Raw genomic sequence first — 11911 nt, forward strand, 5'->3', positions numbered from 1 at the left:
GCCTCGTCATGCGGCAATGCCGGCCATCATCAGGCCGAGTGTCTGTTCGCCGGCTTCCGCCGTCTTCTCGCCGACGATATGCCCGGCAAACATCACGAGAATGCGATCGGAAAGGGCACGGATCTCGTCGAGCTCGACCGAGACGAGCAGAAGCGCCTTGCCCTGGTCGCGCATGTCGATGATCCGGCGGTGAATGAATTCGATGGCGCCGATATCCACACCGCGGGTCGGCTGGCCGATCAGCAGGATGCGGGGATCGCGCTCGATCTCGCGGGCAACCACGATCTTCTGCTGGTTGCCGCCGGAGAAGTTCGCCGTCTTCAGGCGCGGGTTCGGCGGGCGGATATCGTATTTTTCGATCTTTTCCGTCGCATCGGCCTGCATGGCATCGAGGTCAAGCATGAAGCCACGGCCGTATTTCGGATCGCGATGATAGCCGAGGACCGCGTTTTCATATTCCTCGAACTTCAGCACGAGGCCCATGTGGTGGCGGTCTTCGGGAATATGGGCCAGGCCGAGCTCGCGAAGCCGCGCCGGGCTTGCCCTGCCGATCGGCTGGCCGTCGATGAGGATTTCGCCTGACGAGGGCTGGCGGATGCCGGAAAGTGCCTCGAGCAGCTCGGACTGGCCGTTGCCCGCAACGCCAGCGATGCCGACGATCTCGCCCGCCCGGACGTCGAAGGACACGTTGTCCACCATCGTCACGCCGCGATTGTCCTTGACCGTGAGATTGCGCACCGAAAGCACCACGTCACCGGGGCTTGCCTCGCCCTTTTCCACCCGCAGCAGCACGCGTCGGCCGACCATCAGCTCGGCCAGTTCCTCCACGGAGGTCTCCTTCGTCTTGCGCGTCGCCACCATCTCGCCGCGGCGCATGACGGAAACCGTGTCGGTGATCGCCATGATCTCGCGCAGCTTGTGGGTGATCAGGATGACCGTCTTGCCCTGGTCGCGCAGCACGCCCAGGATCTTGAACAGATGATCGGCCTCGGAGGGGGTCAGCACCCCGGTCGGTTCGTCGAGGATGAGGATCTCGGCGCCGCGATACATGGCCTTCAGGATTTCCACGCGCTGCTGCAGGCCGACCGCCAGCTCCTCGATCACCGCATCCGGATCCACGTCGAGCCCGTAATCGGTCTCCAGACGCTTCAGCTCGGCGCGCGCGGAAGCAACGCCCTTCGCCAGCAAGGCGCCGCCTTCGGCGCCCAGCATGATGTTTTCCAGCACCGTGAAGTTCTCCACCAGCATGAAGTGCTGGTGCACCATGCCGATGCCGGCATTGATCGCGGTCTGGCTGTCCTTGATGTTGACCGGCTTGCCGTTGATGCGGATTTCGCCGCTATCGGCCTGATAGAAGCCATAGAGGATCGACATCAGCGTCGACTTGCCGGCGCCGTTTTCGCCGATGATGCCGTGGATGGAGCCTTTTGCCACGGTCAGGTTGATGTTCTTGTTTGCATGCACGGCACCGAACTTCTTGTCGATGCCCACCAATTCGATAGCTGGTTGATCGGTCACGATACGGCTCCAGTTGAGGGATGGCAGGGCCGCTGCGACGGATCGGCCAGCCACGCAGCCTGCCTTCCGCCCCGTGCGGCTTTCCGCATCATGCGCCGAGGGTGCGGCACCGCATCGCGTGCGTGCCGTGAAAGCCTCGTCTCCCGGACGGGCTCCGCGCGAATTCGGCCATCCCCTCGGGCAAACCGGCGGCCCGAGAGAGCCGCGGCGCCTTCCCCTGTTTCAAAATCAAAAAGGCGGACGCCGGATGACGATCATCCTGGCGTCCGCCCTTCTTCATCCCATCACTTCGGGCAGGAATTGTCGCTCATGTAGTCATGAACCTTGACGGCGCCGGAGATGATGTCGGCCTTTGCCTTGTCCACGGCAGCCTGCATCTCGGGCGTGATCAGCGACTTGTTGTTGTCGTCGAGAGCCCAGCCCACGCCGTCTTCCTTCACGCCGAGAGCCTGGAGGCCGGGGGTGAACTTGTCGTTCTTGGCATCCATGTAGGCGTTGTAGACGGCGAGGTCGACGCGCTTGACCATCGAGGTGAGAACCGAACCCGGGTGCAGGTGGTTCTGGTTGGAGTCGACGCCGATCGACAGCTTGCCGTTGTCGGCTGCGGTCTGCAGCACGCCGAGGCCGGTTGCGCCGGCTGCCGCATAGATGACGTCCGCGCCCTGGTCGATCTGGTTCTTGGTCAGCTCGCCGCCGCGAACCGGGTCGTTCCAGGCAGCGCCGGTGGTGCCGGTCATGTTCTGGAACACTTCGATCTTCGGGTTGGCAGCGCGTGCGCCCTGCTCGTAACCGCATTCGAACTTGCGGATGAGCGGGATGTCCATGCCGCCGATGAAGCCGACCTTGCCGGTCTTGGAGGCCATGCCGGCAATCACGCCGACGAGGTAGGAACCTTCATGCTCGGCATAGACGACGGAACGGACGTTCGGCTTGTCGACCACGGAGTCGACGAGGACGAACTTGGTGTCGGGGAATTCTGCCGCGACCTTCTCGATGGCGGACGTCCAGGCGAAGGAGACGGCGACGACGGGGTTGTAGCCCTTGGAGGCGAAGTTGCGGATCGCCTGCTCGCCCTGGGTGTCGCCCGTGGGTTCGAAGTCGCGGAATTCGATGCCGGTTTCGGCCTTGAACTTTTCTGCGCCGTTGAAAGCTGCTTCGTTGAATGACTTGTCGAACTTGCCGCCGGTGCCATAGACCAGTGCCGGCTTGATGTCTGCCGCCAGCGCGGTGGCAGACATGGCCGCCATGGCGAGGAGACTGAGAAGGGTTTTCTTCATAGTGCAGCCCTATTCTTCTAATGATCTTGTTGGGTCCTCCCGCAAGCCCGTTTCCGGACATGTCTGCGGTTGAGCCGGCCCCTTATCCAAAGCCTGGCTGAAAGCATCCTTGCACGGCTTCGGGAAAAATTCATCAGAAATTTTTCAATTGGTAAAGAAGCCGGGCCGCCGGGCAGCGGGCGGCCGATCTCCTTGAAAACAATTCATTTTCGGCGCGAGCCACGCCGGGCGGCGCCGGTTTTTCCACTGAATAAGAAACCGCTGAACTTCAGGCGCCGGGGCAGGACACACCCGTACCGCGCAGGCCGCAATAACCGCCCGGATTCTTCGCCAGATACTGCTGGTGATAGTCTTCCGCGTAATAGTAGATGCCCGCGGGCCCGACCTCCGTGGTCACGGGACGGCTGACGCCGCTCTCCTTCAGCGCCTGCTGGAAGGCATCCCGCATCCGTAGCGCCACGGCCAGCTGTTCGTCGGTGGTGGCATAGATCGCCGAGCGATAGGTGGTGCCGATGTCGTTGCCCTGGCGCATGCCCTGGGTGGGGTCGTGCTCCTCGAAGAATACCTTGAGGATCCGCTCGAGCGGCAGCTCGGCCGGGTCGAAGACCACCTTCACCACCTCCGCATGGCCGGTCAGCCCGGTCGTCGTCTCGTGATAGGTGGGATTGGGCGTGAGGCCGCCGGAGTAACCGACGGAGGTCACCCAGACGCCCGGCATCTTCCAGAACAGGCGCTCGGCACCCCAGAAGCAGCCCATGCCCACATAGACGACCTGATGCCCCTCGGGATAGGGACCCTTCAGCGGGCGGCCGTTGACGAAATGGGTCTCGGCCGTCGGAATGGGATCGGGCCGTCCGGGCAGAGCGGTCTGCGCGGTCGGCATGGTGGTCTTCTTGCTGAGCATATCAAGTGCGAACATGATCGCCTCCCGGGCGTTCGAATGGCGGGCGGAAAAGCCTCAGGCCGCAAAGCGGCCGGCGGCAGGCAGGCGCCGGTAGCCGGCTACCCAGAACAGCAGCGAAAGCGCCAGCGCCACGGCAAAGGCCGGCTGGCCGAGGGTCCACTGGATGGCGCCATTGAGGCTCGCGGGCAGGCCGGCGGAGAGAACACCGGTCTCGACCCGCGAAAGGCTTTGCGGATCGATCGTGTTCCAGGCCATCTGGAGCGACGTCAGGCTCATGCCGGAATCGGCCACGGAGGTGATGGTATCCAGCGTCGCCGCGAAGACCGCCGCGACCAGCAGGAGAAAACTGGCGAAACGCAACACAAGACGCATGCTTCAAATCCTCCCCGCCCCTTGTCCGGCGGACCGCTTGCAAGAGATGTAGGACGGAGCCTGCCGGCGAGCAAGGAGAGAGGGAAAAGAGATTTGCGGGCCCAATTCAAATTTCTGTCAGATTTCGGTTGATCGGCCCGCGAACCTCTGTATATATCCCGCCCGTCCGGCGGTTCTTGCGAACCGATCCGCGATTGGACAGGTGGCCGAGTGGTTGAAGGCGCACGCCTGGAACGCGTGTATACGTGAAAGCGTATCGAGGGTTCGAATCCCTCTCTGTCCGCCAGTTTCCAGTCGCGAACCCAGAGCGACGCTCCCAGAGAGCCGAATTTATCCCAAGTTTCAAAGGGGTTTGCTGAAGCCGCCCGAACCTCAGAGACTGGCGCAGCGCCGACTTTCGGTCTCTGAACGGCTTTTGTCTCTTTCCGAGCGAACCTCGTCCAAATCGGTTCGGCTTCGCGAAAGCCGGTGTTTTCAGTAAGTTCCGCGCTCTGCGTTGATCAAAATTCTGCGGCTGTTCTTCTGGCTGGCGTCCGGGCCCCGAGAACGCGAGGTAGGCGTTACTCGGAGCGTGCCTGCGAAACATCGAGTACGACATCGATCGGGTGCAAACGCTCACCATTGCCAGTTCCGCGGATTACGACGCCAGCGCGTCCAATACCGGACACTCCGGCACCTCCTCGCCCGAGCAGTGTGCCGCCGTTGCGGCCAGAACCCTTTCGATCCGCTTGAGGTCTGCAATCTTCGAACGCACGTCCGTGAGATGGCGCTCGGTCCGCTCCTTCACCTCAGCGCAGGTCTGATTTCCCCTGTCGACGAGATCGAGCAGTCCACGGATTTCCTCGATGGAAAAGCCAAGCTCGCGCGCACGAAGGACAAACCGCAAACGCGCTACGTGATCCTCTTGATAAACCCGGTAGCCCGCAGCCGTGCGCGGTGGATCCGGCAGCATGCCGATCTTCTCATAGTATCTGATTGTCTCCAGGTTACAGCCTGTCCAGCGCGCCAGTGCGGCCCGCTGCAATCCCTTGCCCGAAGCGTGATCGCCCATTGGTGAAAATACCTCTTGAGTCTGTAGTTGCTACAGACCGTACACACGTCTCAAGACAATGGCGAGAAGGATTCCTTATGAATGTTATCCAGCAAGAGGGGCCCCCTATCGAACGCGATGTGGCTGACCGAAAAAGGAGCTGGTTTGCCGCTGGCGGCGTCATCGGCGCCGTCCTAGCCTCGACCTGCTGCATCGCGCCGCTGGTGCTGCTGACGCTGGGAATTTCTGGCGCCTGGATCGGCACGCTCACGGCGCTGGAGCCCTACAAGCCGTATTTCGCCGTCGTGGCGCTCATCTTCATCGGGCTTGGCTTCCGGCAGGTCTATTTCAAGGCCAAGCCTGCTTGTGTCGATGGATCGTACTGCGCCAAGCCGCAATCCACTCTCATCACCAAAACCGCCCTCTGGTTGGCGACAGTGCTGGTCCTCCTGGCCCTGACGATCGACTGGTGGGCGCCACTCTTCTACTAAGGAGCACTCGATATGAAACGACCCCTCATTCTCGCGGCCGCCGTGCTCGCTCTCGGCGGACTCGGTGCTTTCGGCTTTACGGCCGTCTCACCTGTTTCCGCGCAGTCCGCCGCCGTCCAGGTGGCCGCTGTGCAGTCGGCGACCTTCGCGGTGGAGAACATGACCTGCGCGCTCTGCCCGGTCACGGTGAAGAAGGCCATGGAGAAGGTGACCGGCGTGCAGTCGGTTCAGATCGATTTCGCCGCCAGAACGGCGACCGTCGTCTTCGACCCGGCCGTGACGTCCGTTGAAGCCATAGCCGCCGCTTCGGCCGACGCAGGCTATCCGGCGGAGGTCAGAGGCTGAACTGATGAAGGACGCCACCATCCTGAAGACGGGCATAGTCGGCTCGGTAATCGCCGCCATCTGCTGCGCCACACCGGTCTTGGTGATCGCCCTGGGCGCCGTTGGCCTATCGGCCTGGCTCGGCTGGATCGACTATGTGCTGCTCCCAACGCTCGCAGCCTTTCTGGCCATGACGGTTTATGGACTCTGGCGGAGACAGCGTGCGGCGGCCTGTTGCGCAGATGAAACGCAAACCACCAAGGAAAGCGCCTGACATGGTCGAGTGCTGCACGACCGACGGAAAGAAGAACACCTACGACCTCGCCGTCATCGGCGCGGGCTCGGCAGGCTTTTCCGCCGCCATCACGGCGGCCGAGCACGGGGCGAGCGTCGCCCTGATCGGCCACGGCACCATCGGCGGGACCTGCGTCAATGTCGGCTGCGTGCCGTCGAAGACCATGATCCGCGCCGCCGAGGCTCTCCATGGCGCGCGCGCGGCAAGCCGCTTTCCCGGCCTCGTGGGAGAGGCGCATGTCGGCGACTGGCAGCGTCTGATCGCCGCCAAGGACGACCTCGTCTCGACCCTCCGGCAGAAGAAATATGCCGACCTGCTGCCCGAGTATGGCGGGATTACCTATTTGGAGGGCGCGGCACGGTTGAACGGTGCCGGCGTGCTCGTCGAAGGCGGCCCTGTCGCCGCCGACAAGATCATCATCGCCACGGGCGGACGACCTGCCGTGCCGCCGATTCCCGGCATCGAGACCGTGGCCTACCTGACCAGCACGACACTGCTGGAACTGGAGACGCTGCCCAGGAGCCTGATTGTCATCGGCGGCGGGTATATCGGCGCGGAGCTTGCCCAGATGATGGCGCGCATGGGCGTCGAGGTGACGGTGATCTGCCGGTCACGCCTGCTGCCGCAGGTGGAACCGGAAGTGTCGGACGCGCTGGCTGCGGCCTTGCGCGCCGAAGGCATCACGCTTCATTGCGGCATCACCTACGATGCCTGCCGTGAAGATGAGACCGGCGTCACCGTCTGCGTCAGCGAAGGCGGCAAGCCGGTCGAGCTGAAGGCGGAGCGGCTGCTGGTCGCGACGGGACGCATCCCCAATACCGAAACCCTCGGCTTGGCGGAGGTCGGCGTCGCGCAAGACGGCCACGGTGCCATCATCGTCGATGGCCGTATGCGCACCTCGAAAGCCGGCGTCTATGCGGCGGGCGATGTGACCGACCGCGACCAGTTCGTCTACATGGCGGCCTATGGCGCCAAGCTCGCCGCGAAGAACGCGCTGAACGGCAACACCCTCACCTATGACAACAGCGCCATGCCGTGGGTGGTGTTCACCGACCCGCAGGTGGCGGGCGTGGGCCTGAGCGAGGCGGCGGCCAAGGCCGCTGGCCATGAGGTCAAGACTTCCATCGTACCGCTCGACCAGGTGCCGCGTGCGCTGGCCGCCCGCGACACGCGCGGTCTGGTCAAGCTGGTGGCGGATGCCAAGACCGACCGCCTGCTGGGCGGTCAGATCCTCGCGCCCGAAGGCGCGGACAGCATCCAGACGCTGACCATGGCGCTCAGGTTCGGCATGACCGCAAAGGCGCTGGGCGAGACGATCTTCCCTTATTTGACGACCGTCGAAGGCCTGAAGCTGGCGGCTCAGACGTTCGACAAGGACGTGGCGAAGCTGTCTTGCTGTGCCGGTTGAAGTGGGTGTTGATCGAACGCTATGTCCATCTGCTCTGCCCATGGCCGATCGGCAAGCGCAACGAGGTCGTTCAGCGAACGCGCCGGTGGCACGCGCCTGATGACGAGGTGTTCGAGCACCTCCGGCGACAGATAGGCGAGCCGCATCATTCGGCTTACGAACCGGTCGGAAACCTTCTCGGCCGCCGCGATGTCCTGGATCGTGGACGCGGCGCCCGTTTCCAGCTGCCGCCGCCAGCTCCAGGCGCGGGCTATGGCGCGCAGCACATGCGGATCCTGCGCCCGGCCGTTTCGCACGTCCACATCGTCAGGCGGCAGGATTTTCGGCCGCCCGTTGCGTTTGCGGATCGTCAGCGGAATGACGACGCGGATGGTGTCCGCCGTGCCGGTCATGCGCAGGCCTCCGTTTGGCGGGGCGCCATCATGTCCCGGAGAACCGAGCCTAGCCCCTCGTGGCGCAGATCGACGGCGATGCCGTCTTCCCCGACGGTCACCCGCTCCACCAGAAGCTGGACGATGCGGGTCTGCTCCGCCGGATAGAGCGCCGCCCAGAGCTGGTCGAATTCGCCGAGCGCCTGGACGACCGCTTTCTCATCGACGGCCGAGTTCTCATCGCGCAGGGCCTTTATGGTTCGGGCTGCAATCTCGGGTGCGCGGATCATGCGGCGGATTTCGCCGACGACGGCATCCTCGACCATGCCTGCGGGCAAGCGCAACGGGCCCGAGGCGTTGCCGGTCGCGCGGTTTCGGATCAGATCCATGGACACGTAGTAGCGGTAGAGACGCGTGCCCTTCTTTGTCGCCGTCGGCGTCATCGCCGTCCCTGTCTCGGTGAAGATGATCCCTTTCAGCAGGGCCGGCGTCTGGCGACGGGTGTTCTTCGCCCGCAGGCGCGGGCTCTCCTGCAGGATGCTGTGCACCTTGTCCCACAGGACCTGATCGATGATGGCCTCGTGCTCGCCGGGATAGGCCGTGCCCTTGTGGACGGCTTCCCCGAGATAGACCCGGTTGTTGATCAGTTTGTAGAGGAAGCCCTTGTCGATCGGCTTGCCGCGCTTGTTCAGAACGCCCTCGGCCGCGAGCGCTTTCGCCTGCGTCGTGGCGGAGCCGATGGCGACGAATCGCTCGAAGATCATCCGGACCGTCGCGGCCTCGGCCTCGTTGACGACCAGCTTGCGGTCGCGCACGTCGTAGCCCAGCGGGACGTGACCGCCCATCCACATGCCGCGCTTGCGGGATGCCGCGACCTTGTCGCGGATGCGCTCGCCGATCACCTCCCGCTCGAACTGTGCGAAGCTGAGGAGGATGTTCAGTGTCAGGCGGCCCATCGAGGTCGTGGTGTTGAACGACTGCGTGACCGAAACGAAGGTCACCTGATTGCGATCGAAGATCTCGACCAGCTTGGCGAAGTCCATCAGCGAGCGCGACAGCCGATCAATCTTGTAGACCACGATCACATCGATCAGACCGGCTTCGACGTCCTGAATGAGACGCTTCAAGCCGGGGCGCTCCAGCGAGCCACCGGAGAAGCCGCCGTCGTCGTAGCGTTCGCGAATGGTGGCCCAGCCTTCCGCCTTCTGGCTCGTCACGAAGGCCTCGCAAGCCTCGCGCTGGGCGTCGAGGCTGTTGAACTCCATGTCGAGCCCTTCCTCGCTCGATTTGCGGGTATAAATGGCGCAGCGTTGGCGGCGCGGAACGACCGCGACGGCTTCCTGATGACGGCTCATCGGTCGTCCCTCCGGGCCTCGCGGAGGCCGAAGAAGCGATAGCCGTTCCACTGCGTGCCGGTGATCGCCCGCGCCACCGCCGACAGCGACTTGAACTTGCGCCCCTGCCAGTCGAAGCCGTCCTTCATCACCGTGACGGTGTGCTCCACCCCGTCCCATTCACGCACGAGGCGGGTGCCGACCACCGGGTTGCGGGAATCCGCGATGATCGTCTTGCGCCCGACCCGGCCCTCGATTTCGTCAGCCAGCAAGTCCAGCGTCCGCCGCGTCTCGCGGGACAGGCCGCCGAGGGTCAGTTCCTGGACCCGGTAGCTGAGCCTCAGCTCGAGGTAACTGCGGCTGTTGTTCGGAGCGGGGGTGCCGAAGATGCTTTCCCACTTCGCCTTCAGCTCGACCACCGTCATTCGCTTCAGCGCTGCAAGCTGCGTGACCACGCTCGCTTCCGCCGCATCGCGGTTGCCCGGTTGCCATGGCGCAGCGTCAGTCTTTCTCTCTGTTCCTGGCATCATTGCCCTCCAACTCGGTTGCTCGGTTTGCGACGACCAACACGGCGTTTGAGGGCGAGAATGTCGAATGAACTGTCTTCGCCAGGTGCAGATAAAGAACTGGACTGTTCCGGCAGTATACGCCTCAGCCCCGCGGCAAGAATGAACGCGAGTTCATCGAGGCGTTCGCCCGTCGACAGACGGACGGGCAACAAAGGGTTCGGACCGGATCGGGCGTCTTGCATGAGACCGTTCGCAATAGAAGATGACTGGCGAAACGGTAGTCGCAAAACGAAGATACGCAATAAGATTCAACGGCTTATCGCGTCACAGCGGAATCATTAGAAGTAGATCGAAGCCGTTCGTCAGGCCTTTCCAGCGTGAACATCTGTGCAAGTCGCCCGGAGCGGCGCTGCCCGCAGCATTGTCGGGTCGTTACCTCGAATCATCGCGGGTGAACTGGTCGTAGCTATCCCAAGGTTCTTCGTCCTCGACCTCAGCTCCATCGACGGCGCGATCGAACTGCAGAAGAGACACCGCCAAACCGAGCCGGTCAGAGAAGAAGGTCAGTTCTCGGACGGGTTCGGAGCCCCGACTAAATGTCCAGATGCCGGCGGGCAAAGCCACCGGGCGCTGAGAACTGGTGTGCTGCGACGCCGACCCCATGGCCATGATGGAGCCGTCGGGAATCGGCATGCCCGATTGAATGAACACGCCGCTTCTGTAGGCGCGCGTGCTCGCTCTGCCCCACAACGCGAATCCGTCTCGCGCAACCACCATGGCCGCTCGGGTGTCGGTGAATTCGATCCACTTGCGCGCCGCCGCAAGAAGCGAAACTCCGTATCGGTCAGTCACATGGCCAAGGAGGTCGCGAGTTACCTCCTGACTGCCGACCTGGTTCCGATAGTCGTCGATCGGCATCAACAGGAAGGAGGCGAAGGTATCGGCCTCTTCTTCACGCTGCTTCTCCGCATCCTTCCAGCCGTTGGCTTGCAGCGGAAGGCACTCGAAGTCGAAATCGTCCGAGAGCTCGCCGTTACGGTAGTGCGCTGCGGTCAGCGGGCGCCGGTGCAGCAAGTAGTGCCCGAACTCATGAGCGAGTGTGAAGCGCTCGCGTCCGCGGTAGCGGGGCTGAGTGTTGTAGAGGATCTGCCAACCGGGCTTCTTGCGCCGTGCCCGGAGCATGCCCTCGAAGCCGTCGATGTCGACGCCCTTCACTGCCGTAATCGGGTCCTCGTGGTTTCGGGAGACTTCGAGCGCCAGCGCCTCCACGTCCACGGGGAACCGGTCTTCTCCCAGCACGGTGCGGAGAAGCACAGTCAGATCGTTCGCGGCCCTTCTGGGCGATTTTCTGCCGCTACTGCTCATTCATCCTCATCGTCCAGGATCTTGAGCATCTCGCGAAGCTTCTCTTTGCTCTTCGGTTTCATCTTCTGATACTTGCGAAAGAAAGCAGTGTCTGTCGCGTCCGCTTCGGTGACTTCGTCGGCAGATATCAGGTAGTCGGTCGTCGTCTCGAGGGCGGCTGCGATCTGGTGAAGTTTCTCGGCCGAAGGGCGCGCGACGTCCTTGTTCTCGATCTCCCACATGTAGCTCTTGCTGGATCCGACCCTTTCGGCCAGCGCCTCCAGGGTCAATCCTCGCTTCAGTCTGAGCTCGCGAACGCGCTCTCCCAAGGGTGTTGGCACCGGGTGTTCTCCTGTTTGTCCGCCGGGTTCGTTATCGCGATACATCTAGTCCTTGACACGCCGCACCTGCAATACCTATCTTGCTCACAAGTTCGTAGTTACGAACCCACTTTCGCGCTTTCACGAGACAGGAGGCCGTCATGGCTAAAGCAGGTAACGGTTCGGGCACCCATCACGTGGTCCCCAATCCCAATGGCGGATGGGATGTCCGCCGCGGCGGCGCCGAGCGCGCCAGCGGGCACTTCGATACGAAGCGGGAGGCGATCGACCGTGGGCGGGAGATCAGCCGCAACGCTGGGACGGAGTTCAAGATCCACAATCAGGATGGCCGGATCGGCCAGTCCGATTCCCACGGCAACGACCCCCGCAACATCAAGGGCTAAGGAGATCGAC

Annotated in this window: 15 protein-coding genes and 1 tRNA gene; 6 read left to right on the forward strand and 10 right to left on the reverse strand. The window is 63.1% G+C overall.

Annotated elements, in window-relative coordinates; translation table 11 throughout:
* Positions 1-6: 6 nt before the first annotated feature.
* The 4 genes from GGR23_RS18200 to GGR23_RS18215 form a co-directional block, all read right to left on the reverse strand.
* On the reverse strand, positions 7-1518 hold the full coding sequence (locus GGR23_RS18200) for an ATP-binding cassette domain-containing protein (RefSeq protein ID WP_183367742.1): 1512 nt from the start codon (positions 1516-1518) through the stop codon (positions 7-9).
* Positions 1519-1802: 284 nt separating this feature from the next.
* Complete coding sequence (locus tag GGR23_RS18205; protein ID WP_183367743.1) at positions 1803-2795, reverse strand: BMP family lipoprotein; 993 nt, start codon at positions 2793-2795, stop codon at positions 1803-1805.
* A 268-nt stretch (positions 2796-3063) separates the two neighbouring features.
* The gene (msrA, locus tag GGR23_RS18210; RefSeq protein ID WP_183367744.1) at positions 3064-3714 is read right to left on the reverse strand and encodes a peptide-methionine (S)-S-oxide reductase MsrA; all 651 of its coding nucleotides are present in this window, start codon (positions 3712-3714) and stop codon (positions 3064-3066) included.
* A gap of 39 nt (positions 3715-3753) precedes the next feature.
* Positions 3754-4071, reverse strand: a complete 318-nt coding sequence (locus tag GGR23_RS18215) for a hypothetical protein (protein ID WP_183367745.1) — start codon at positions 4069-4071, stop codon at positions 3754-3756.
* Between the two features lie 196 nt (positions 4072-4267).
* Between GGR23_RS18215 and GGR23_RS18220 the strand changes: the two genes are divergently transcribed.
* Positions 4268-4357, forward strand: a tRNA-Ser gene (locus GGR23_RS18220).
* Positions 4358-4708: 351 nt separating this feature from the next.
* Here the strand turns inward: GGR23_RS18220 and GGR23_RS18225 are convergent.
* Entirely contained in the window at positions 4709-5122 is a 414-nt protein-coding gene (locus tag GGR23_RS18225; protein WP_183367746.1) for a MerR family transcriptional regulator, read from the reverse strand.
* Between the two features lie 77 nt (positions 5123-5199).
* On the opposite strand from GGR23_RS18225, the gene GGR23_RS18230 reads away from it, so the two are divergent.
* Genes GGR23_RS18230 through merA form a run of 4 tightly spaced genes read left to right on the forward strand, consistent with a single transcriptional unit; the run spans position 5200 to position 7619 of the window.
* Positions 5200-5592, forward strand: coding sequence for a mercuric transporter MerT family protein (locus tag GGR23_RS18230; protein WP_183367747.1), 393 nt, complete (start codon positions 5200-5202; stop codon positions 5590-5592).
* A 12-nt stretch (positions 5593-5604) separates the two neighbouring features.
* The gene (locus GGR23_RS18235) at positions 5605-5937 is read left to right on the forward strand and encodes a heavy-metal-associated domain-containing protein (protein ID WP_183367748.1); all 333 of its coding nucleotides are present in this window, start codon (positions 5605-5607) and stop codon (positions 5935-5937) included.
* A 4-nt stretch (positions 5938-5941) separates the two neighbouring features.
* A complete protein-coding gene (merF, locus tag GGR23_RS18240) occupies positions 5942-6190 on the forward strand; it encodes a mercury resistance system transport protein MerF (protein ID WP_183367749.1) in 249 nt (82 codons plus the stop codon).
* A 1-nt stretch (position 6191) separates the two neighbouring features.
* On the forward strand, positions 6192-7619 hold the full coding sequence (merA, locus tag GGR23_RS18245) for a mercury(II) reductase (protein WP_183367750.1): 1428 nt from the start codon (positions 6192-6194) through the stop codon (positions 7617-7619).
* On the opposite strand, the gene GGR23_RS18250 is transcribed toward merA, so the two are convergent.
* The 5 genes from GGR23_RS18250 to GGR23_RS18270 form a co-directional block, all read right to left on the reverse strand.
* Entirely contained in the window at positions 7571-8011 is a 441-nt protein-coding gene (locus GGR23_RS18250; protein WP_183367751.1) for a hypothetical protein, read from the reverse strand. The genes merA and GGR23_RS18250 overlap by 49 nt on opposite strands.
* Positions 8008-9345, reverse strand: a complete 1338-nt coding sequence (locus GGR23_RS18255) for a recombinase family protein (protein WP_183367752.1) — start codon at positions 9343-9345, stop codon at positions 8008-8010. Before GGR23_RS18255 ends, GGR23_RS18250 begins: the two co-directional genes overlap by 4 nt.
* A complete protein-coding gene (locus tag GGR23_RS18260) occupies positions 9342-9851 on the reverse strand; it encodes a DUF2924 domain-containing protein (RefSeq protein ID WP_183367753.1) in 510 nt (169 codons plus the stop codon). Before GGR23_RS18260 ends, GGR23_RS18255 begins: the two co-directional genes overlap by 4 nt.
* Positions 9852-10265: 414 nt before the next feature.
* Positions 10266-11198 (reverse strand): ImmA/IrrE family metallo-endopeptidase, encoded by a 933-nt coding sequence (locus GGR23_RS18265; RefSeq protein ID WP_183367754.1) that lies wholly within the window; start codon positions 11196-11198, stop codon positions 10266-10268.
* Entirely contained in the window at positions 11195-11518 is a 324-nt protein-coding gene (locus GGR23_RS18270; protein ID WP_200815355.1) for a helix-turn-helix domain-containing protein, read from the reverse strand. The genes GGR23_RS18265 and GGR23_RS18270 overlap by 4 nt, the downstream gene beginning before the upstream one ends.
* Positions 11519-11658: 140 nt before the next feature.
* Between GGR23_RS18270 and GGR23_RS18275 the strand changes: the two genes are divergently transcribed.
* Positions 11659-11901 carry a DUF2188 domain-containing protein gene (locus tag GGR23_RS18275; RefSeq protein ID WP_045449871.1) on the forward strand — a complete coding sequence of 81 codons (243 nt, stop codon included), beginning with the start codon at positions 11659-11661 and terminating at the stop codon, positions 11899-11901.
* The last annotated feature ends 10 nt before the right edge of the window (positions 11902-11911 follow it).

Source organism: Gellertiella hungarica (assembly GCF_014197145.1).
Classification (GTDB): Bacteria; Pseudomonadota; Alphaproteobacteria; order Rhizobiales; family Rhizobiaceae; genus Gellertiella; species Gellertiella hungarica.

What these genes read in the sequence shown, in the direction of transcription:
- GGR23_RS18265 (WP_183367754.1), bottom strand. Translation starts at nt 11,198, where the DNA reads ATGAGCAGTAGCGGCAGAAAATCGCCCAGAAGGGCCGCGAACGATCTG.
- GGR23_RS18230 (WP_183367747.1), top strand. Translation starts at nt 5,200, where the DNA reads ATGAATGTTATCCAGCAAGAGGGGCCCCCTATCGAACGCGATGTGGCT.
- merF (WP_183367749.1), top strand. Translation starts at nt 5,942, where the DNA reads ATGAAGGACGCCACCATCCTGAAGACGGGCATAGTCGGCTCGGTAATC.
- GGR23_RS18225 (WP_183367746.1), bottom strand. Translation starts at nt 5,122, where the DNA reads ATGGGCGATCACGCTTCGGGCAAGGGATTGCAGCGGGCCGCACTGGCG.
- GGR23_RS18255 (WP_183367752.1), bottom strand. Translation starts at nt 9,345, where the DNA reads ATGAGCCGTCATCAGGAAGCCGTCGCGGTCGTTCCGCGCCGCCAACGC.
- merA (WP_183367750.1), top strand. Translation starts at nt 6,192, where the DNA reads ATGGTCGAGTGCTGCACGACCGACGGAAAGAAGAACACCTACGACCTC.
- GGR23_RS18260 (WP_183367753.1), bottom strand. Translation starts at nt 9,851, where the DNA reads ATGCCAGGAACAGAGAGAAAGACTGACGCTGCGCCATGGCAACCGGGC.
- GGR23_RS18205 (WP_183367743.1), bottom strand. Translation starts at nt 2,795, where the DNA reads ATGAAGAAAACCCTTCTCAGTCTCCTCGCCATGGCGGCCATGTCTGCC.
- GGR23_RS18250 (WP_183367751.1), bottom strand. Translation starts at nt 8,011, where the DNA reads ATGACCGGCACGGCGGACACCATCCGCGTCGTCATTCCGCTGACGATC.
- GGR23_RS18235 (WP_183367748.1), top strand. Translation starts at nt 5,605, where the DNA reads ATGAAACGACCCCTCATTCTCGCGGCCGCCGTGCTCGCTCTCGGCGGA.
- GGR23_RS18215 (WP_183367745.1), bottom strand. Translation starts at nt 4,071, where the DNA reads ATGCGTCTTGTGTTGCGTTTCGCCAGTTTTCTCCTGCTGGTCGCGGCG.
- msrA (WP_183367744.1), bottom strand. Translation starts at nt 3,714, where the DNA reads ATGTTCGCACTTGATATGCTCAGCAAGAAGACCACCATGCCGACCGCG.
- GGR23_RS18275 (WP_045449871.1), top strand. Translation starts at nt 11,659, where the DNA reads ATGGCTAAAGCAGGTAACGGTTCGGGCACCCATCACGTGGTCCCCAAT.